Genomic DNA, 20,571 nt, shown 5'->3' with positions numbered 1-20,571 from the left:
GGCCGTGCCCAACTGGACCTCGGTATCGCGCAACCTGTGTGGCCTGATTGGTCAGGGCTGCGTTCGCTTCCGCATATGGATGCACTATGCCTGGCTGCCTGCCGGGGTAGATGCGGAGTTTGCCGTAGATAACTTTGAGATCTTTGAGCAGGGACCAGACTTCTCAGTAAACGCCATTTTGGCGCCTCAGAATACAGCCGCTGGAACCTGTAGCTACAGTGCCGGAACCACTGCCAGGGTGCGTATTTTCAATAATGGATGTAGCCCGGTGGGTAGTATCCCAGTTACCTTGAGGATAAATGGACCCAATGGACTACAATCTATTACAGAGGTTGTGAGTACAAGCGTAAACCCCAGTGCTACACTGGACTATGATTTTGCAGGGCTGGTAGACTTAGGGGCGAGTGGGGCCTATACACTCACCGCTTTTACAGATTTTACCACGGAGAGCAACCGGAGCAATGACACATCGAGATTAAGTCTAAACGTATCTGTGCCTTTTGTAGATAACTATCCCTATACGGCTGATTTTAACAGTGGTAGCCTGGGTTGGGTGGCTGCAAACGCTTCCGGAACCGGTACCAATACCTGGGTGCAGAGCAGCAGCCTTCCCGCCAACTATGCTGGTTTTAGTGGCGTAGATGCCAGCCAGGGCGGTGCCTGGTATACCAGCATGGTGGCCAACCAGAGCAATTCTCCCGCACTTTATTCTCCTATTTTTGATCTAAATGGTACCACCAATCCCATTCTTTCTTTCGACTACAAGATGCAGATCGGCAATATCCTGAACTGCTGCTGGGGTAGTCGCGTAATTGTGGAGTATCAATTAAACGGAACGAGTAGCTGGACAACGCTAGGCAGCAATACCGACCCGGATGCCAGCTGGTATTCTGCCGCCCCCAGCGGCTGGACCACCGGCTGGGGCAGTCCTGGCCTGAGTGGCCCTGGCCTTACCACCACCCGCAGCAGCTGGCAGCAGGCACGCATGCCGCTGTGCAATCTGACCGCTGCAAGCTGCGTGCAGTTCCGTATCTGGGCACATGTAGCCTGGATACCCACTGGTGTACCGGCCCAGTTTGCGGTAGATAATTTCAGGATAAGTGACAGCCCGCTCGATGCCACGATAACGAACATACGCGGCTGCCTCAACTCTACCTACGATATGGATATCACCCTGGGCAACCGAACCCCCTGCCCGGGTAGCGCCAACATTACCTCGGCCCAGGTAACTGTGGAGATAGATGGTGTGCCGCAGACCAGAAATGTAACCGGACTGAATATAGCCCCGGGGGCCAACCAAGTGGTAAGTTTGAGTGGCTTTTCCATCCCTAATGGCGGCAGTACGGTGCGTGCCTGGATAAAGATGCCCAATGGTCTGGTAGACGAATATACCCCGAATGACCTGGCTGTGGCTAACCTGGCCACCTTCCCGAACTGTAATGACCACTGTAGTAATCCCATACAGCTAAGCGTGGGGGTTACCCAGGCCACCCAGACCAACTTTGGATCTGCAGACCCAACCGAAGATGCCAGCTTCTCTTCCTGCTCGGGCGGCGGTACCACCATTCAGCAGTCGGTATGGTATACCTTTACCACCAATAGCACTGGCGGAGAACTAACGATAGATGTAACCAGCATTGTTACCGATCCGCCGAACTCCGGCATCCAGTTTGAACTCATGCAGGTAACGGGTGCTAGCGCCTGCAGTCCGTCGGACCGAACTACCCTAAGCTGCTTCAATCAGTCGGATAACACTAACATTGCTATTGGGCCCAACACCTATCCACCCAATACAACCTATGTAATGATGTTCGATAGTCGGGCTGTAAATACCACCAACTTTGAGATTACCCTGACCGGACCTGCCGTAGATCCGCTCGATCCAGGCGAAATCGCGGCCAGCCAAACTATCTGCCTGGGCCAGGATCCCGCAGTCTTTACCAGCGTGGCTCCTGCTGCCGATGGGAATCCCCCCTATGTGTATCAGTGGCAGGACAGCCTGGCAGGATCCGGCGTATGGAATGATATAGCTGGGGCAACTGGCCTTACCTACGATCCTGCTGCGCCCAGCGTGCAGGAGCAACGCTTCTTCCGCCGTCGGGTGATCGATAACAATGGGGCCGGAACAGCAGCCTTTACGAACAAGGTAGAGCTCAACAGCACCACCATAGCCCAGCCCGGTGCCCTTAGCGCCACCACGCCCGCCTGTACCAGCACCAGCATAAGTGCTGCTGGTAGCCCGGCTACAGGTGTAAGCTGGTACTGGCAGACAAGTGCCACTGGCACCGAAACCACCAGTTCCTACACGGCCCCATTCGCCGCAACTGCCAGCGGTACCTACTACCTGCGTGCCAACACAGGCAGCTGCTGGAGTGATGCTGTCAGCATTTCTGTGACTATCCTGCCCACCCCGGCCAACCCGGTGCTGCAGGCCAACCCCACCGGGCCTACCTGCGACCAGCCCGTGCAGGTGAGCGCAACGACTGCCGCCCCCGCCGGAGTAACCTACTACTGGCAGAGTGGTAACGACCCCAGCACGCACACCGACATGACAAGCCCCTACACCGGCGCTGTCACGGTATCGGCTACGGGTAACTACACCCGCTACCTGCGTGCCCACAATGGCACCTGCTGGAGTGCTGGCTTCGGCCTGGTGAGCTTCACCATCAATCCGATCCCGGCTGTGCCCGGTGCGCTAAGCGAGGTGAACGTGGGCTGTGAGGCAACCAACCTACAGGCTACGGGGATCCCTGCTCCGGGGGTTAGCTGGTACTGGCAGGATGCGGAGAACGGCATAGACCGGTCTGTGCCCTATGCCGGTGCCAGGGCCGTAACTGCTGGTGGCACCTACTACCTGCGTGCTGAGCAGAACGGCTGCTGGAGTACGGCTTCCAACATCACGGTTACCAGAGAATCTGGCACTGCCAGCTTCCAGGTAAGGCCGGGCAGGCTAAGCCTACCTGCCGAAAAGCAGGTAACGATCCTGAACCAGTCTCAGGTGCCTGCTGGTAGTAGCTACAGCTGGGAGTTCCCAGGCGGTACGCCCGCCAGCTATGTGGGTGAGCAGCCTGTGCCTATAACCTACAGCCGTTCGGGACGATACACCCTGCGCCTCAACATCCTGTCGCCAGATGGCTGCACGTATACTGCCGAGCAGCGCGTGGAGGTGACACAGTCCATTCTCCTGCCAAATGCATTCTCTCCCAATGCGGATGGTACGAATGATACCTGGCCAGGCCTTCTTGAGACAACGATCGATCCGCAGACGCGTGTGAAAATCTTTGACCGATGGGGCACGCTGATGTACGAGGGCTTCCCCGTTTGGGATGGAAAAGATGCCCCTGAGGGTGTATATTACTACAGCTGGGAGGGCCCAGGGGGAGATAGTCGCCAGGGCACCATTACGCTGGTCAGGTAATAGCGGTACAGCGAGCGGTTCTTTTTATATCGCGTCAGGCGGGCTAGGGTGTGCAAACACTTTAGCCCGCTTGGCTTTTTAAAGGCGCAGCAGAGGTCAGGTAGGTATCAGCCCGCCTGGCAGCAGGCAGCAGATTACTCGTGTCCTGTTGACGTGTAGGGCAAGCGGTTTAGGTGCGGGGCGCTTGGCGGCCCCCGCCTGTCCGTCCTGTTTCGGCCCTGCCTATAGCGTGGGCCTGCCCGCCGGTGGGGTGGAGGCGCGGCCATGCTGTATCCGGGGGATGCGCCCCGCCCGGTAGGCCAGGCGGCCCGCCTCCACCCCCAGCCGCATGGCAGTGGCCATGGCTACGGGGTCTTCGGCCTGGCTCACGGCTGTGTTTAGCAGGATGGCATCGCAGCCCAGTTCCATTGCCAGGGCCGCGTCGCTGGCCGTGCCTATGCCTGCATCCACGATTACGGGCAGGTGTACTGCGGCTCTTATCAGTTCCAGGTTGTGGGGGTTGCGGATGCCCAGCCCACTGCCAATGGGTGCCGCCAGGGGCATCACGGCCGCGCAGCCCAGATCGGCCAGGCGCCGGCACAGGATGGGGTCGTCTGTGCAGTAGGGTAGTACCGTAAACCCGGCTTTTACCAGCTGCTCGCACGCCTTCAGCAGCTCTACTGCATCGGGCAGCAGGGTATGCTCATCACCTATCACTTCTACTTTTATCCAGTCTACCCCCAGGGCCTCACGCGCCAGTTCGGCCGTAAAAACCGCGTCTCGGGCCGTGTAGCACCCGGCTGTATTGGGCAGTAGCTGCACCGACTGAAAGAAGTCTGCATCCAGAAAAGTGTCTGATACCTGAGCCAGGCCTATTCGCCTTACGCTTACGGTTACAATTTCGCTAGCACCCGCCTCCAGCGCCTGCAGCATTAGGCCCGGGCTGCTATATCCGGCTGTACCCAGCAGCAGCCTGCTGGAGAACGCTTTTCCGCCTATCTCCCACTTATCCATCAGCCTAAGATACAGGAGGTTTTTGTATTCATCCAACCCCCATGCGGATCCTTTTTTGTGTTGCGCCCTGCCTAAGCTTTCGCACCAGTACCTGGCTTTTCGCACTTGTGCCAGCCAGCTGGCTACTACGACTTGGATCTACTGGGCCTGCGGCCTTCCTTTTTTCTTCGGGCCAGCTCTTGCTCTATCAGGGCCAGCTCTCGTCCGCTCTGTCCGGCTATGCTGGTGTTTTCGCTTGCCCGCCGGAATAGATACGGCATCGTCTCTTCCAGTGGGCCATAGGGCAGGTATTTGCTTACGTTGTACTGTGCCCGGGCCAGGTTAAAGCTTATGTGGTCGCTCATGCCATACAGCTGGCTAAAGATGATATGCGGATGGCCATGCGCCAGGTTTCTTGCTTCCATTTCTTGCACAATGTGGGCGCAGCTCTTTTCGCTATGGGTGCCTGCACACAGGGCAATGTCCTCTATCCGGCTGAGTATGTAGCTGGCGGCGGCATCGTAGTCGGCATCCGTAGCGGCCTTGCTGGGCTGCATGGGGGTGGGGTAGCCCAGCACGCGTGCACGCTCATGCTCTGTTTCCAGGTAGGCACCTCTTACCAGTTTTACCCCCAGTTTTACCCCCTTCTCGGCAAACTGCTGCGCCAGCTGCTTCAGGTAGTGCAGCCTGTCGTGCCGATACATCTGTATGGTGGTGTATACGATGGCCTTGTGGGTATTATAGGTCAGCATCATGCGCTCTGCCAGCTGGTCTATCTGGTCTTGTATCCAGCTCTCTTCTGCATCTATCATGATTGGCTGGTCGGCATCGCGTGCATACTGGCATATTGCCTCCAGTCGCTGCACCAGTTGGTCCATATCCCGTCCATCGGGTACCGTCCGCAGCCCCGGCTGCGCCGCTGCCAGCGCATGCAGGTTGCCCAGCCCGGTAAGCTTGATGGCCACAAAGGCTATCTCGGGATGATCTTTGGCATGCCGGATGGCTTTCAGAATTTCTTCCTTGGTTTGCTCATACCCTTTTGTGCTTTTCAGGGCTTCTACGGCGTAGTCCAGGGTACACCGTACCCCATAGGCATACAGCTTCTGCGCGGTGGCCTGTGCCTCCGGCAGGTTGTATCCCCCGCAAAACTGATCGAAGAAGAAGCGGCGCACCAGGCCCCGTATGGGTAGCCTAAGGCCCAGCGCCGTATTGAGCACACGTGGCCCAATCCGGGCCAGCACAGGCCAGCCTATGCTGCGGAACAGTAGGGCTGCCCGTTGCAGCTCCTGGGTGGATTTGTAGGTAAAAGCCTCGCGTGTGTTGCTAAACGAGACACGGCTCTGCGGCTCAGGCGAGGTCGAATTCGGGTGGCTGGAGGGCATGGAGATTGTGTATAGAACAAGGGTGGCCTGTAGTGGGTTTTCAGCCTGCTTATTTGATGCGTAATTTTGCATTTTCCCAGTCGAAGATGCAAGCGAATTTTTGGCCCTCCGGTGTGTGTATCGCCCACGATTTTCTGGCCACCCTACAGCCCCTGCTGTCTGGTAGGGCGGTACACCTGTTTGTGGATGCAGAGGCTGCGCGCTGCCACAGCAGCCTGCTGGCACAGCTGCAGGTGCAGTCTCGCTTTGTGGTGCCTAGTGGAGAGCAGCACAAGACCCTGCAAACAGCCACACACATGTGGCAGCACCTGCTGGCCGTGGGGGCCGACCGTGCCGGCCTGGTACTGGCGGTAGGCGGCGGCGTTACCACAGACATGGCAGCCTTTGTGGCCAGTACCTACATGCGCGGGCTACCGGTAGTGCTGTGCCCCACCACGCTGCTAAGCCAGGTAGATGCCAGCGTGGGTGGAAAGACGGGCATCGACTTTGAGGGAGGAAAAAACCTGATCGGCACCTTTTATCAGCCCGAGCAGGTGGTGATCTGGCCCGGTTTTCTGGCCACACTCCCCCCCCGCCAGCTGCTGAGCGGCTATGCCGAGGTGCTGAAGCACGGCCTGATAGCCGATGCTGCCTACTGGGACCACTGCAAGGCAGGCCTGCCCACCGGGCCAGTGGCACTGGCCGAGGTGGTAACCCACAGTGTAAGCCTGAAGGCCCAGGTAGTGCAGCAGGACCCCACAGAAAAAGGCCTGCGCAAGATTCTGAATTTCGGCCACACCCTAGGCCACGCCATCGAGAGCTACTACCTGGCTACAGACGAGCCCCTGCTGCATGGCGAAGCCGTGGCCCTGGGCATGCTGCTGGAGGCACGCCTGGCGGCCCTGAAAACCGGCCTGCCTATGGCGGCTGTACAAGAGATTGCACACGTCTTGACCGGGCTGGGCTATCCCACCCGGCTGCCTGCACAGGCTGTGCCGGCTGTGCTACAGCTGATGCGCCTGGATAAGAAAAACCGCTCGGGTAGCTTTCGGTTTAGCCTGCTGAGGGCTATAGGCCAGTGCGACTATGATATAGAGGTGAGCGAGGCCCTTGTAACGCAAAGTATAGCTGAGAGCCAGACACCCTGGTAAAGTGGGGAGATATCCGGGTATCGTGCCTGGAGGCTTCCCTTTTAGCCAGGGTTTCTGTTCAAAATGAGCTGTTCAGAATGCTTTCAGCCTCAGTGGCTTTTGCCCATGTTTTTTGTGGATAAATGCTGAAAATTTTCCACATACTCCCATTCGAATACGGCTGCCAGTGCGGTGCGCATCCGCTCTTTCACTTGGGCTAGGGTGGGGGGTGCAGCCAGCTCGCGGTCCAGGCTGGCCACAGCCTTGCCCGCTATGCCGCAGGGTACAATGTGGCTGAAGTAGCTGAGGTCTGTATGCACATTGAAGGCGAAACCATGCATGCTTACCCAGCGGCTGCACTTGATGCCGATGGCGGCAATCTTACGCTCGGCAGGTGTGTGGGGGGCCAGCCACACGCCCGTATAGCCCGGGTAGCGGTCTGCCCTTAGCCCATAGGTGGCCAGTACGTCTATAATGGCCTGCTCGATGCTGCGCAGAAAGCGATCCAGGTCTGTCATAAAGTTCTCCAGATCCAGGATGAGGTAGCCCACCAGCTGGCCGGGCCCGTGGTAGGTAATGTCTCCCCCCCGCTCTACCTGGTAGAACTGTACGCCCCGCTGCTCCAGCTCGGCACGCGGCACCAGCAGGTGCCCCGCATCTCCACTCTTGCCCAGGGTGTACACGGGTGGGTGCTCGCAGAACACCAGGTAGTTGGGCGTAACCGGCTCGCGATCCGCCCTGCGCGCCGCCATTTTCAGCTCGGCTGTGCGATGGAGATAGTCCTTCTGCCTGTTCCAGGCATCGGCATAGTCTATCCGCCCCCAGTCCTCAAAAATCACTGCCTTGTTTGGGTGCTGATACATCCCCTAAAAATAACCGGTGGGTCTCTATGGTTCCAAATTCCCGGTATCCGCACAACTGTGTTAACTTAGCCGCATGGACCCCATAGAACTACTGGCGCAAGTGCTGGCCTACAGCGTACCGGCAGCCCTGGTTATCCTGGCTGGCCTCGGCATTTTCCGGCAGCAGCTGAAGCAGGAATACCGCCGACAGACGGGCGAACTCCGCCTGCATGCCTACACCAAGATCCTGCCCCTGCGCCTGGCCGCCTATGAGCGGGCCGTGCTATACCTGGAGCGCATTAACCCGGTAAATAGCCTGGTGCGGCACACGCGCCTGCAGCCACAGCTGGGTGGCCGGGCCCTGTGCGAGCAGCTGCTGAACGAGCTGGAGCAGGAGTATGAGCACAACCAGGTACAGCAGCTGTACATTAGCGAAGCAGGCTGGACACTGCTGGCCCGCGCCCGCCTGGACGTGAGCCGGCTGTACCAGGACGTGCAGGCCCGGCTGCCCGAGCAAGCCACGGGCCCCGACTTTGCACAGGCGGTATACGACCGCATGCGGGCCTGGGAAGAAAATAGCCTGCTGCAGGCTATGCGGGTGCTGAAGAATGACCTGAACCAGATGAGCCGACAGCCCCAGTAGCCCCGCCTGAAAACCCAGGAACCATGCACTACACCCAAGCGCAGCTAAGCCCCCCGGAGCAGCACACCTTTGCACACCTGCTGTATGAGCAGCAGGACCATGTGCTAACCCTGACCCTGAACCGGCCAGAGAAGAAGAATGCCATGGGCCCCACCCTGATGCGCGAGATCGCCTATATGCTGTCTTATGCGCATTATGCTGCTGATGTATGGATGGTGGTACTACAGGCGCGGGGCGATGTATACTGCGCCGGGGCCGACCTACGGGTGTTTGCCGGCCTGCCCGAAGAGCCGAATGACAGCACTGTACCCGACACAGGCCAGGAGGTGCTGCTGGGCGAGCAGCTGAAGGGACTGCACAAGCCCTGTATAGCCCGCATCCATGCCCCCATGATGGCGGGGGCATTCCTGCTGGTGAGCGGCTGCACCCAGGTGTATGTTACCCCGGCCGCTACCTTTTCTCTTACCGAGGTGAAGCGGGGTATATGGCCCATGCAGGTGATGGCTAGCCTGCGCCCCCTGCTGCCCCAGCGCACGCTGCTAGACCTGTGCATGCGCGGCCAGGTACTATCTGCCAGCCAGGCCCTGCAGCTGGGCCTCATTACCGAGCTGTGTGCCGACGAGGCCGAACTGGATGCCCGCATTGCAGGGCTTATAGCTGAACTGAAGGAGAACAGCCCGGGCGCCATACGCGCCGGCCTGGCTGCCTGGCAGGGCCTGCAGCACATACCCGCCGAGCAGGAGCATGCCTGGCTAAAGCAGCAGCTGAACACCCTGCTACAAACCGATGAGGCAAAGGAGGGCCTGGCCGCTTTTCGCGAAAAGCGCAAGCCCGATTGGGCCCGGCCTGCGGGTGGCCAGTAGCATCCGCCACTTTTGTGCGCAAGCCGCCCCATCGGTACGATACGGGCTTGCAAAACTTGCAAGATGTGAGCCAGCCGATCAGGCTCCTTCGGTCTGCTTGGCGGCCTGCCACAGGGCCTCCAGCTCGGCCAGGCTGTATTCTTTCAGGCTCCGCTGCGCCAGCTCCGCCTGGGCTTCCATCTGCTGAAAGCGCTGCTTGAATTTCCGGTTTGTTCGTTCTAGCGCGTCCTCTGCATTTATGCCCACAAAACGCGCATAGTTGATCAGCGAAAACAGCAGGTCGCCAAACTCGGCTTCCATCTGCGCTCGTTCTCCCTGCTGCTCAGCTGCTCTGAATTCGCCCAGCTCTTCTTCCACCTTCTCCCACACGCCCTCCTTGCTCGGCCAGTCAAAGCCTACGCCCCGGGCCTTTTCCTGCATCCGGTGGGCCTTTACCAGGGCAGGCAGGCCGCTGGGCACCCCGGCCAGTACGCCCCGGGCCTTGCCCTTGCCCTCCTGCTGCTTTATCTGCTCCCAGTTTGCCTTTACGGCATCGCTGCTGGCAGCTTCCACATCGGCGTAGATGTGCGGGTGGCGGCGGATCAGCTTCTCGCAGATGCGGTGTAGTACCTGGCCTATGTCAAACCGACCCTGCTCGTCTGCTATCCGCGCATAAAACACCACGTGCAGCAGCACGTCGCCTAGCTCGCCCGCCAGCTCGTCGTAGTCCTGGTTCAGGATGGCATCGCTCAGCTCATACACCTCCTCTATGCTCAGGTGCCGGATGCTCTCCAGGGTCTGCTCTCGGTCCCAGGGGCAGTGCTCGCGCAGCTCGTCCAGTATGCGCAGCAGGCGCCCGAACGCAGGTAGGGCCTGGCCATAGTCCGTATGGTGCTTTACCGCTATTGTTTTTTTGTCCATCGCGTGCCGATCAGGCTTTATTTTGCCCCGAAAATACCTAAATTTTGCACCTCCTAGCCCTCCTCATACCATGGCCGCCAAAACAAAGATTCCCTTCCAGCGCATCTTGCGTATCATCCTGCTAAGCGCGGGCTCCCTGGTTGCACTTTTTCTGCTCGCAGCTATCCTGATTCCCATTTTATTTAAGGATCGGATTCACGAGGCGGTAAAACGGGAGATCAATAATAATTTGAACAAGGAGGTAGCCGAGCTGAACTATGGGGATATGAGCCTGAGTCTCTTCAGCCATTTTCCGCATGTGAGCATCCGGCTGGAAGACCTGAGCATCCGGGGCAAAGGCGTATTTGCCAGCGATACCCTGCTGGCTACCCAGGATTTGCAGGCGGCAGTTAGCTTGTTCAACCTCTTTTTTGAGGACGTACCCGAGATAATAAAGGTACGCCTGGTGGCTCCCCGGATAAAAGTGGTGATCCTGGCAGACGGACGGGCTAACTATGACATAGCCCTGCCTGATAGCAGCAAGCCCGAGCCGGATGCGGAACCCCTGCGGCTGAACATACGCAGCTTTGAGCTACAGGATGCCGACATCATCTACGACGACCCTACCATGCCGGTGTACACCCACCTGCGCCAGCTAGACCTGGAGACCGGGGTGCGGATACATGGAGACCTATACGATGTGGAGAATGAGCTAAGCATAGCCGATGCCCTGGTAGACTATGACGGGGTGCCCTACCTGAACCACATACGGGTGGGGGCCAAGATGGCCCTGGAAGTTGACAATGCCAAGAGCCGCTATACCCTGAAGGAAAACGAGATAGAACTGAATGAACTGGGCCTGACCCTAAGCGGGCTGGTGGAGATGCCCACGGATGACATACGGATGGACCTGAAGTTTGCCACCACCCACACCGGGTTCAAGCAGCTGCTGAGCCTGGTACCGGCCATGTATACCCAAGACTTTGACAAACTGGAGGCCGATGGAAGCCTGGCCTTCTCGGGCTACGCACGGGGGGTGTATAATGACACGCAGTACCCGGCCTTCAACGTAAAGATGCAAGTAAAGAACGGCAGCTTCCACTACCCCGACCTGCCCGCCAAGGTGACGGATATACAGGTGGATGCTGAGGTGAACAGCCCAGGTGCCGACCTGGAGCAGATGCAGATACAGGTACGCAGGCTGCACGCCAACCTGGCAGGTAACCCCCTGGATGCCCATCTGCTGATGAAGGGCCTGACCAATGCCTACTACGAGGCCGGCCTGAAAGCCCGCCTGAACCTGAAAACCCTGGCCACCTTCTACCCCATAGAGGGGCTGAGCCTGGCGGGAGAGCTGGCACTGGATGCCCGGGTGAAGGGTAGGGTAGAGGAGGAAAAGCTGCCAAACATGCAGGTGGTAGCAGACATGAAGTATGGCTACCTGAAGAGCAACGACTTTCCTGCCGCGATCGAAAACCTGAACTTCCACGCAGAGCTAACCAATACCGAAGGCACCCTGCAGGCTATGGAGCTGAAGATGCCCCACTTCCATGCCGAAATAGACAAGCAGCCCATATCGGCGGCGGCTTTTGTCAAAAACTTTGACGACCCTAGCTTCCGGCTGAAGCTGGCTGGTACCCTGGACCTGAAAAAGCTGGGCCGCATCTACCCCATGGAGGGTACCGAAATGGCCGGCACGGTACAGCTGGATGTGGATACCGAGGGGCAGTATAGCCAGCTACAGTCCAACCCCTACAGCTCGAAGGCCAGCGGGCGTATTGCGATAAAAGACCTGTACTACAAGAGCACAGACCTGCCCCAGGGCCTCAGCATCCGCCAGGCCGAGCTGGAGGTGCAACCCGCCTACCTGGCGCTCAACCGCTATGAGGGCAAGATCGGAAAGTCGGACCTGAACCTGAAGGGCCGGGTAGAAAACTACCTGGGCTACCTGATAAAGGGGGATGTGCTGAAGGGGAACCTGGAGCTGAAAAGCGCCTACCTGGATGCCAATGAGTGGATGAGTGAGGATGCACCCGGCGAGCAACCCCAGCAAGCAGAGGAGGCCACCGTGGCCGAACCCCTGCCGGCCAATGTGGCCTTTGTCTTCCGCAGCCAGATCGACAAGATTCTGTACGACAAAATGGAGCTCACAAACTTTGTGGGTAATCTGGAGCTGCGCGACCAGACGCTGTATCTGCGCCAGAATACGTTCAAGCTCCTGCAGGGAGATTTTGCCCTGTCGGGCCTGTACGCAGCCAAGACCGGCCAGAATCCGGCCTTCGATCTCGACTTCCGCATTCAGGGCCTGGGCATGCAGGAGGCCTACAACAACCTGGGCCTGGTGCAAAAGCTGGCCCCTGTGGCCAGGCAGGTAGATGGCCGCTTTGGCACAAACTTTGTACTGAAGGGGCAGCTAGACCGGGAACTCAACCCCGTATACGAAACGGTGTATGGCAAGGGCTTTGTAGCCATAACCGAGGGCACGGCCAAGAATATACCCGCCCTGAAAAAACTGAGCGCGGTAACCCAGCTGGCCAATTTTGACCAGCTGGATCTGGGCGGTACGCGTTTCGACTTTGAGATCAAGGGTGGGCGCCTGTACGTGCAGCCATTTGACGTGAAGCGGGGCAATACCCGCATGAACATAGGGGGTAGCAATGGCCTGGATGGCAGCCTGGACTACCTGGTGAAGCTGGACCTACCCACCGGTGAGGCCGGAAAGGCTGCGGCCACTGCCCTGAGCCAGTTTACAGGCCAGCAGCTGGCAGCCCCAGACCGCATAGCCGCCACAATGAATGTGGGGGGCACCTACGATAAGCCCACGATCAAGAAAGTGGGTGGGGCACCGGGCACCGGCACCGGCGATGCCAAGAGCGACCTGAAGGCCAAAGCCGACGAGAAGCTGCAGGACCTGAAGGACAAGGGCCAGGAAAAGATAGACCAGACTAAGGCCGAGGCAGAGCAGCGGCTACAGGAAGAGCGCAAAGCACTGGAAGCCAAGGCCGAGGCCGAGCGGAAAGCTGCCGAAGCCCGGATGGAGCAGCAGCGCAAGGAGCTGGAAGCCAAGGCTGCAGCCGAGAAGAAGGCCGCAGAGGAAAAAGCCAAAAAGGCGCTGGAGGAGCAGAAAAAGAAGCTGCCGATACCAAAATGGTAGGCGATACGCGGTACGCGCTTTCCTGCTGCATGGGCCTGCAAAAGGGGGGGCATCCCCATCTCATTCAGAACCGCCACACCGACAGTGAAACCCACACAGCCACGCCCGGACCAGTGGCTAGAACACCACAACCAGGAACGCCTCCACAGAGGATATCTAAACAATGGACTGAGGCCAGCTGAAACGGTTCGAAAATTCAGCTCTCAAAATCCAAAAACATCAACCCAAAATGAAAGATATGAAGGCTAGTAGTGCATATGTATCAACCCGCTAAACCACACCTGGGTCTCGGTGAATATCTACGCTTCTTTAGGCTCGCAGCAAGAGCCGAAGCGGGGGCTTACACGCCTAGCTGGCGAAGTCGTTCTATCGCCCTATAATTATCCGTTGCCTGGCGGTACCAATGGATGGCTTGTGCCTCGTCTTTAGCTACCCCCTTCCCCTCTTCGTATAGTTTACCTAACGCATAGGGGGCATCTGGGTGGCCCTGTTCAGCTGCCTGCAGGTACCAGTTGACGGCCTGGGGGTAGTCTGGCTCTACTATCTCGTCGCCATCAGAGGCTGAATAGATATTTCCCAGAATATACTGCGCTTCTACATGACCCTTTTCGGCTGCCAGCCGATACCACTGGACGGCCTTTGGAAAATCCTCAGCCAGAAAAGCCTGAATGGCCAAGTTCACCAGGGCCTCAGGGTCACCCTGGTCACTAGCGTCACTAGCCCGCTGATACCAGTACGTTGCCTGGGCCGGGTCCTGTTCTATCCCATGGCCCAGGGCATAGAGCGCCCCCAGCCAGTGCTGGGCATTCTTGTGATCTTGATCAGCCGCCTGCCGACACCAATGTGCGGCCTTTTCGTAATCATACACGGCCCCATTATAATACCACTTGGCCAGCTTGTACTGGGCCTTGGGGTCGCCCCCCTGGGCTTGCCGAAAAAGGGCCTTGGGTGGCTTCAAAAAGGGACGAAGCCTTTCGATGGCCTCATCAATCGCCCCCCTTTCGGCCGCCTGAAGATACAGCTCCCGGGCCCGGCTTGCATCTTGCTCTACCCCAAGGCCCTGTTCATACAATAGCCCCAGTCTATAACTGACCGTGCCAATTAGACCTTTAAACATAGTCCACGGTGGCCCACAAGAGAGGGCTGTCTGATACCAGTGTGCCGCCTGTGTATAGTCTTGCGGCACCCCTTTCCCCTGTTCGTATAGTAGGCCCAGGTTATACTGGGCATGTAAACTACCCTGCTCTGCAGCGCGTTCGTACCAGTGTGCCGCCTGTGCATAGTCTTGCGTTAGCTCGTTCCCCTGTTCGTATAGTACACCCATATGGTTCTGAGCATGTAAACTACCCTGCTCTGCAGCGCGTTGGTACCAGTGAAAGGCCTCTTTGAGGTCTTTTGCTACCCCAATACCGTGTTCATAGATGTCTGCCAAGTTTACCTGTGCGTCTGTATGTCCCTGCTCCGCTGCTTTCCGGTACCAATACGCGGCAACCTCGAGCGATACTAGGCCGGTGGTCCTAGCCAGGACTCCCAGTTCATACTGGGCATCGGCATCCCCCTTTAGCGCCCTTTGGGCCAGGGGGTAATGAGGAGAATCCGGGGCCGGTAGATAGTCTAGAGGTGTGGACATAGGGAAAAGAATAAGCAAGATCCGGTAGGCACGCCAGAAACCGGAATTTCTCAGCATGTGCGGGATGAATCTAGCACAAGTTCCGGTAAGCGGTAGGTGGATTTGCTTATTCGAGGCCACTTGTCGCTGGGGGGCAGCTACCTGTACCCTCCCAACCCCTACGCCAGGGGGCGACCCCGCACATAGCGCTGCCACAGGCCCCAGAGCAGGCCCGATCCGTAGCCAAAAAACATGACCTGGGTGCTGAGGAAGCTGAGTAGCGCCACGCGCAGCCCGTTTTTTAGCCCGGCCCCCAGCAGCAGCAGCAGGTTGTAGCCCAGCCACAGGGCCGGGGGCACCAGGGCTAGCCATGCCTGGCCGGTTAGCAGCCCCAGCCCCACCCAGATGGGCATAGACAGGGTGCCCAGCAGATACAGGGCGGGCAGAAAGTGCATGGGCTTCAGGCCCGTACGCTGGCGGTGGTACACATGGATGCGCATGCGGCCAAAGCTACGTACCTGGCGAAAGAAAGAATGAAGGGTGCTGCGGCGCTTGTGGTACACCCAGGCAGCCGGCACCAGGGCCGTATATATACCCTGTGCCCGGGCGCGTATGGCCAGCTCCAGGTCTTCGCCCGGCCAGAAGGGCGAAAAGCCGCCCAACCTGCGCATCAGCTCGGCCCGCACCCCCATGTTGAAGGTGCGGGGGTTGAACACCTTGTTCTGCCGGGTGCCGCGTATGCCCCCGGTGGTTAGCCAGCTGGTCATGCTAAAGCTGATGGCCCGCTGCAGGGGGCTGAAGTGCGGGTGGGCACGGTCTGGGCCCCCCCAGTAGTCCAGGGGCTGTGCAGCCAGGGCAGCCCGGGTGTGGGCAATGTAGTGGGGGGGAAGGATGCAGTCTGAGTCTACAAACAGCAGATAGGTGCCACTGGCCCGCTCAATCCCGTAATTTCGGCTGGGGCCAGCCCCGGTATTTTCCTTGGCGTAGTAGTGTATCTGTAGCTGGTGGGCGTAGGCGTCGGCCACCTGGCGGCAGGGGCGGGTACTGCCATCTTCCACCAGTATCAGCTCAAAGTCCGTGTCGGTTTGCTCGGCCAGGCTTTGCAGCAGCTCCTGCACTTCCTCGGGTCGGTTGTACACCGGTACGATAAACGAAAAGGTAGGCGTAGGCATCTTGTGGTCAAAACATATCGTTCCTGCGCAGGTACCACAGGCTACCCAGCCCAATGAGCAGTAGGGCTAAAATAGTGGCCGGATAGGCCCAGGCAGCTTCTAGCTCGGGCATGTAGCGGAAGTTCATGCCGTAAAAGCTGGTAAGAAAAGTAAGGGGGAGAAATACGGTACTGAGGGCTGTCAGGCGCTTCATTACCAGATTTATGCTTTCGTTCAGCTGGTTTCTGTACAGGTGGTACAGGTCGCCCAGCTGGGCTTGGGTAAGGTGGATGGTTTCCTTCAGGTCTCTAAGCCTACGGCTACTGAAGCGCTGTATTTGCCGCACTGCCTTGTGGTCTATTACCCCGCTTTCTTCCCCATCCAGTGCTTCCAGCACGTTCTCCAGGTTGGCCACTACCTCGGGGAATAGCTTTACCTCGTCCCGAATGGCCTGTAGCCGATCCTGCACCCCCTTGGCCCGCCCCTCAAAAATTACGTCGCCCACCTGCTCCAGCTGCTCATGGTATTGCTGAAAGTGATTCAGATATCGCTCAATGAATCCGTCCTTCAGCAGGCGGTAGGCCAGGTAGTCCGTGCCCTTTTCTCGCATGCGGCCTTTTTGTTTCAGAATCATCTGGCGGCTGTGGGCAAACCAGTCGGGGCCGCCAGACTGAGACGTGATCAGGGCCCCCCTGACAATCAAAAAAGTGAACAGCGTAGGTTCATGCTGATCGGTATCGGGGTTGAGGCATTGGGCATCAAACTTGCAGATAACGCTGACGTTACACTCGTCGTCATCGTATACCTGCTGATCGCCGGCCAGCAGGCGCGCTACCGAAATATCCATGCCAAAGTGGGCAACCAGTAGCTCCGCATCTACCTGTGTGGGGTTTGCCTCCAGGTGTATCCAGGTATTGTACTCGCTGGTGGGGAGCTGGGTCAGCAGTTCGGCAACGGTTTCTACCGAATGGGTATAGGCATCTGTGGCTTTGTAGGCAGTTAGCTGTATCATTGTTTCCTCTTTGTCGTCCCAATTTACCCGAAGGATATCCGCCCTGCCAAGTTGAGCTCAGCGCAAGGGGCCAAGCTGGCTCTCACTTTCAGGGGGTAGCTACCTTGGGTATGATGTCTATACACTGCCCATTTACATAGCGGCTACAGCGTATGTTGGCGGCAAACAGGTGGGGCTTTACAATGCTATTCCCCTTCAGCATGCGTGCGCACTCCTGTATCCCCTCGGTAATGGAGGGGTGTGGGTGGATCAGGTTGGCCAGTTCGTCTATCCCTCTCTTCATAGCAATAAGCAGGGCCGCCGCCTCGATGGTACTGCTGGCCTGGGCACCCACGGCACGCATACCCAGCAGGCGCATTTCGTCGTCGTCGGTAACAATGAGCTTGAAGAACCCGTTGCTATTCCGCATGGCTATGGCCCGGGGTATATAGCCATAGCTGTAGCTGGCAATGCGGTAGGGAATGCCCATCTGGCGTGCCTGCTTTTCGTTTATGCCCACACCGGCCACCTCGGGGCTAAGGAACATAATGGTGCTTATGTTGTCGTAGCTAAGTGCCACGCGCTGGCGGCCAAAGATGCGCTCGCTGGCATGGCGCCCTTCCATCTCGGCCACGTTTACTAGCTGTATTTCGGCGGTCAGGTCGCCTATGGCGTAGATGTTTGGCAGATTGGTTTGGGTATCTTCTATCACAAAGTTGCCACGCGCATCTATATCCAGGCCTATCTCGCGCAGGCCCATGCCCTCCAGGTTGGTTACGCGGCCTACCGAGATCAGCGCCTTTTCTACCGTATTGGTCAGGGTGGTGCCGTCGGCCAGGCTTAGGGTATACTGCACCTTACCGTCTACCACCTTCATCTCCTGTAGCTGCGAGTTCCGGTGGATCACCACCCCGCGCTCCTCCAGGTTTTGGGCCACCACGTGCATAATGTCCTCATCTTCAAAGGGGATCAACTGCTCGCCCTTGTTGATGATATGCACGCAGGTGCGGCCAAAGTTGGCAAAAATGGTGGCGTACTCGCAGCCTACCACACCCGCACCCAGGATAACCATGCTCTCCGGAAAGTCGTCCCAGCCGTGTATCCCATCGCTGGTTACAATCGTCTTCTCGTCTATGGGTATACCGGGCAGGTAGCGGGGGCGGCTGCCCATGGCCAGGATGATGTGGGCGGCCTGAACCACCTCCTGGGTTCCATCGGCCAGCTGGATGTGTACCTGATGCGCATCCTGTAGGCGGGCAAAGCCCTGCACCAGCCTGAACCGCTTGGACACCTGCTGCTCCAGCAGCCGCAGCTGGTGCACCAGGTGGCCGGTGCGCTCTTCCACGGCCTCGTTTATGCAGTGTACAATATCCTTGTACGAAAGGGCAAAATCATTGACGCGGTAGCCGCGATCGCGAATTCCCAGCTTGGTGATGTCCTTGCTCAGCTCCCACATGGTTTTGGAGCTAAGGGCCCCATTCCACACGCCAGCACCGCCTATTTTTCCCCGCTCTACCAGCAGCACGCGGGCATCGGCATCCAGGTCCAGGGCACGCATGGTGGCAGCATACCCTGCCGGCCCCGCACCGATTACTACCAAATCATACTTTTCCATATCGGCTCACGCTGCAATTTACAACAATCCCGGCCCTTGCCAAGTTTGCCAAACGGGCACGCACAGCACCCTATTACATGAAATACCCCCCCTTTTATTGCCAAGCCCGCAGGGTGCGCTATAATTCGCCCAAGGGCTGTATCTTTGCGCCCTATGCCGGCACAATCCTTTATCCGAAACTTCTGCATCATTGCCCACATCGACCACGGGAAGAGCACCCTGGCAGACCGCCTGCTGGAGCATACCCAAACGATAAGCAAGCGGGAGATGATGAACCAGGTGCTGGACGACATGGACCTGGAGCGCGAAAAAGGCATCACCATCAAGAGCCACGCCATCCAGATGAACTACCAGTACGAGGGAGACACCTATGTGCTGAACCTGATAGATACCCCGGGCCACGTAGACTTCAGCTACGAGGTGAGCCGGGCCATTGCGGCCTGCGAGGGGGCCCTGCTCATTGTAGATGCGGCACAGGGCATACAGGCCCAGACGATAGCGAACCTGTACCTGGCCATAGAGAACAACCTGGAGATCATTCCCATCCTGAACAAGATAGACCTGCCCGGAGCTATGGTAGAGGAGGTGCGGGATGAAATCGTGGAGCTGATAGGCTGCAAGCCCGAAGATGTGATCCTGGCATCGGCCAAGGAAGGCAAAGGGATAGAGGAAATCCTGGCTTCTATTGTTACCCTGATCCCCCCCCCTGCCGGAAACCCCGAGGGGCCGCTGAAAGCACTGATCTTTGATAGTGTGTTCAACTCCTTTCGGGGTACAATCACGTACTTCCGGGTAATGGATGGCCAGATGACTAAGGGCCAGGCCCTGAAGTTTATGCAAACTGCCAGCACCTACAATGCCGATGAGATAGGCGTACTGCGGCTGAAAAAGGAACCCCGCCAGGTAGTGGGTACGGGCGACGTGGGCTACCTGATAACCGGCATAAAGGAGGTGAAGGACGTAAAGGTGGGCGACACCATTACCAGCGCCGAGCACCCGGCCGATGGGGCCATTGCGGGCTTCAAGGAGGTGAAGCCCATGGTGTTTGCAGGCGTGTACCCGGTAGACACCGAGGAGTTTGAAGACCTGCGCACCAGCCTGGAAAAACTGCAGCTGAACGATGCCAGCCTCACCTTTGAGCCCGAAACCTCGGCTGCCCTGGGCTTCGGCTTCCGGGTGGGCTTCCTGGGCATGCTGCACATGGAGATTGTGCAGGAGCGGCTGGAGCGCGAGTTCAACATTACGGTGATCACCACCGTGCCCAACGTAAGCTACAAGGCCTACCTGACCGATGGCAGCGTGATGCGGGTAGACAACCCAAGCGAGCTGCCCGACCCCGGACGCACCAACTACCTGGAAGAGCCCTACATCCGCGCCCAGATCATCACCAGCTCCGAGTTTATAGGCGGCATCATGAGCCTGTGTATGGATAAGCGAGGCGAGTTTGTAAACCAGAACTACCTGACGCAGGAGCGGGTGGAGCTGATCTTCAACATGCCGCTGGCCGAGGTGGTGTTCGACTTTTACGACCGACTGAAGAGCATAAGCAAGGGCTACGCCAGCCTGGACTATGAGCTGGGCGACTACCAAACCAGCCACCTGGTGAAGCTGGACATTATGCTGAACGGCGACCGAGTGGATGCCCTGAGTGCCATCATCCACCGAGACAAGGCCTACGACTATGGCAAAAAACTGTGTGCCAAGCTGAAGGAACTGATCCCACGCCAGCAGTTTGAGATAGCCATACAGGCCAGCATTGGCACCCGGGTTATAGCCCGCGAGACGGTGCGTGCCCTGCGCAAGGACGTAACCGCCAAGTGCTACGGTGGCGACATCAGCCGCAAGCGCAAGCTGCTGGAAAAGCAGAAGAAGGGCAAAAAGCGCATGCGCCAGATTGGCTCGGTAGAGGTGCCACAGAGCGCCTTTATGGCCGTGCTGAAGCT

14 protein-coding genes and 1 pseudogene are annotated in these 20,571 nt (G+C 58.2%); 6 read left to right on the top strand and 9 right to left on the bottom strand.

Translation table 11 applies throughout. The features are described from left to right. Positions 1–2,158 precede the first annotated feature (2,158 nt). Positions 2,159–2,338: pseudogene (locus tag LW884_02555) on the bottom strand (hypothetical protein). 210 nt (positions 2,339–2,548) lie between these two features. Here LW884_02555 and LW884_02550 point away from each other — a divergent pair. Beyond that, positions 2,549–3,418, top strand: a complete 870-nt coding sequence (locus tag LW884_02550; GenBank protein MCE3007216.1) for a gliding motility-associated C-terminal domain-containing protein — start codon at positions 2,549–2,551, stop codon at positions 3,416–3,418. 222 nt (positions 3,419–3,640) lie between these two features. Here LW884_02550 and LW884_02545 read toward each other — a convergent pair whose 3' ends face one another. Further along, on the bottom strand, positions 3,641–4,411 hold the full coding sequence (locus tag LW884_02545) for a thiazole synthase (protein ID MCE3007215.1): 771 nt from the start codon (positions 4,409–4,411) through the stop codon (positions 3,641–3,643). A gap of 125 nt (positions 4,412–4,536) precedes the next feature. Next, complete coding sequence (locus LW884_02540; GenBank protein ID MCE3007214.1) at positions 4,537–5,772, bottom strand: proline dehydrogenase family protein; 1,236 nt, start codon at positions 5,770–5,772, stop codon at positions 4,537–4,539. Positions 5,773–5,885: 113 nt separating this feature from the next. Here LW884_02540 and aroB point away from each other — a divergent pair, with 113 nt between their 5' ends. Beyond that, positions 5,886–6,902, top strand: coding sequence for a 3-dehydroquinate synthase (gene aroB / locus LW884_02535; GenBank protein ID MCE3007213.1), 1,017 nt, complete (start codon positions 5,886–5,888; stop codon positions 6,900–6,902). A gap of 89 nt (positions 6,903–6,991) precedes the next feature. On the opposite strand, the gene lipB is transcribed toward aroB, so the two are convergent. Continuing rightward, positions 6,992–7,744, bottom strand: coding sequence for a lipoyl(octanoyl) transferase LipB (gene lipB / locus LW884_02530; protein MCE3007212.1), 753 nt, complete (start codon positions 7,742–7,744; stop codon positions 6,992–6,994). A gap of 73 nt (positions 7,745–7,817) precedes the next feature. Between lipB and LW884_02525 the strand changes: the two genes are divergently transcribed. After that, a complete protein-coding gene (locus tag LW884_02525; protein MCE3007211.1) occupies positions 7,818–8,366 on the top strand; it encodes a hypothetical protein in 549 nt (182 codons plus the stop codon). A 23-nt stretch (positions 8,367–8,389) separates the two neighbouring features. After that, the gene (locus LW884_02520) at positions 8,390–9,229 is read left to right on the top strand and encodes an enoyl-CoA hydratase-related protein (protein ID MCE3007210.1); all 840 of its coding nucleotides are present in this window, start codon (positions 8,390–8,392) and stop codon (positions 9,227–9,229) included. Between the two features lie 78 nt (positions 9,230–9,307). On the opposite strand, the gene mazG is transcribed toward LW884_02520, so the two are convergent. Beyond that, positions 9,308–10,129, bottom strand: a complete 822-nt coding sequence (mazG, locus tag LW884_02515; GenBank protein MCE3007209.1) for a nucleoside triphosphate pyrophosphohydrolase — start codon at positions 10,127–10,129, stop codon at positions 9,308–9,310. Positions 10,130–10,199: 70 nt separating this feature from the next. Between mazG and LW884_02510 the strand changes: the two genes are divergently transcribed. Beyond that, entirely contained in the window at positions 10,200–13,262 is a 3,063-nt protein-coding gene (locus LW884_02510) for an AsmA family protein (protein ID MCE3007208.1), read from the top strand. A gap of 340 nt (positions 13,263–13,602) precedes the next feature. Here the strand turns inward: LW884_02510 and LW884_02505 are convergent, their stop codons facing one another. The 4 genes from LW884_02505 to LW884_02490 form a co-directional block, all read right to left on the bottom strand. Next, positions 13,603–14,892, bottom strand: a complete 1,290-nt coding sequence (locus LW884_02505; protein ID MCE3007207.1) for a sel1 repeat family protein — start codon at positions 14,890–14,892, stop codon at positions 13,603–13,605. A 158-nt stretch (positions 14,893–15,050) separates the two neighbouring features. Continuing rightward, entirely contained in the window at positions 15,051–16,043 is a 993-nt protein-coding gene (locus LW884_02500; GenBank protein MCE3007206.1) for a glycosyltransferase, read from the bottom strand. A 7-nt stretch (positions 16,044–16,050) separates the two neighbouring features. Continuing rightward, positions 16,051–17,034, bottom strand: coding sequence for a magnesium transporter CorA family protein (locus LW884_02495; protein MCE3007205.1), 984 nt, complete (start codon positions 17,032–17,034; stop codon positions 16,051–16,053). An 88-nt stretch (positions 17,035–17,122) separates the two neighbouring features. Then, complete coding sequence (locus tag LW884_02490) at positions 17,123–18,628, bottom strand: NAD(P)/FAD-dependent oxidoreductase (GenBank protein ID MCE3007204.1); 1,506 nt, start codon at positions 18,626–18,628, stop codon at positions 17,123–17,125. A 153-nt stretch (positions 18,629–18,781) separates the two neighbouring features. Here LW884_02490 and lepA point away from each other — a divergent pair. After that, positions 18,782–20,571: translation elongation factor 4 (gene lepA, locus LW884_02485; GenBank protein ID MCE3007203.1), on the top strand; the 1,790-nt coding region annotated here is incomplete at its 3' end.

Source organism: Bacteroidota bacterium (assembly GCA_021300195.1).
In the GTDB taxonomy this organism is placed as follows: domain Bacteria; phylum Bacteroidota; class Bacteroidia; order J057; family JAJTIE01; genus JAJTIE01.
The sequence above is the reverse complement of the archived record's forward strand: the minus strand, read 5'-3'. Positions and strand labels throughout refer to the sequence as shown.

Excerpts from the sequence above, each read along its gene's own strand:
- LW884_02550 (MCE3007216.1), top strand. The coding sequence starts at position 2,549 with ATGACAAGCCCCTACACCGGCGCTGTCACGGTATCGGCTACGGGTAAC.
- LW884_02545 (MCE3007215.1), bottom strand. The coding sequence starts at position 4,411 with ATGGATAAGTGGGAGATAGGCGGAAAAGCGTTCTCCAGCAGGCTGCTG.
- LW884_02540 (MCE3007214.1), bottom strand. The coding sequence starts at position 5,772 with ATGCCCTCCAGCCACCCGAATTCGACCTCGCCTGAGCCGCAGAGCCGT.
- lipB (MCE3007212.1), bottom strand. The coding sequence starts at position 7,744 with ATGTATCAGCACCCAAACAAGGCAGTGATTTTTGAGGACTGGGGGCGG.
- LW884_02525 (MCE3007211.1), top strand. The coding sequence starts at position 7,818 with ATGGACCCCATAGAACTACTGGCGCAAGTGCTGGCCTACAGCGTACCG.
- LW884_02520 (MCE3007210.1), top strand. The coding sequence starts at position 8,390 with ATGCACTACACCCAAGCGCAGCTAAGCCCCCCGGAGCAGCACACCTTT.
- mazG (MCE3007209.1), bottom strand. The coding sequence starts at position 10,129 with ATGGACAAAAAAACAATAGCGGTAAAGCACCATACGGACTATGGCCAG.
- LW884_02510 (MCE3007208.1), top strand. The coding sequence starts at position 10,200 with ATGGCCGCCAAAACAAAGATTCCCTTCCAGCGCATCTTGCGTATCATC.
- LW884_02505 (MCE3007207.1), bottom strand. The coding sequence starts at position 14,892 with ATGTCCACACCTCTAGACTATCTACCGGCCCCGGATTCTCCTCATTAC.
- LW884_02500 (MCE3007206.1), bottom strand. The coding sequence starts at position 16,043 with ATGCCTACGCCTACCTTTTCGTTTATCGTACCGGTGTACAACCGACCC.
- LW884_02495 (MCE3007205.1), bottom strand. The coding sequence starts at position 17,034 with ATGATACAGCTAACTGCCTACAAAGCCACAGATGCCTATACCCATTCG.
- LW884_02490 (MCE3007204.1), bottom strand. The coding sequence starts at position 18,628 with ATGGAAAAGTATGATTTGGTAGTAATCGGTGCGGGGCCGGCAGGGTAT.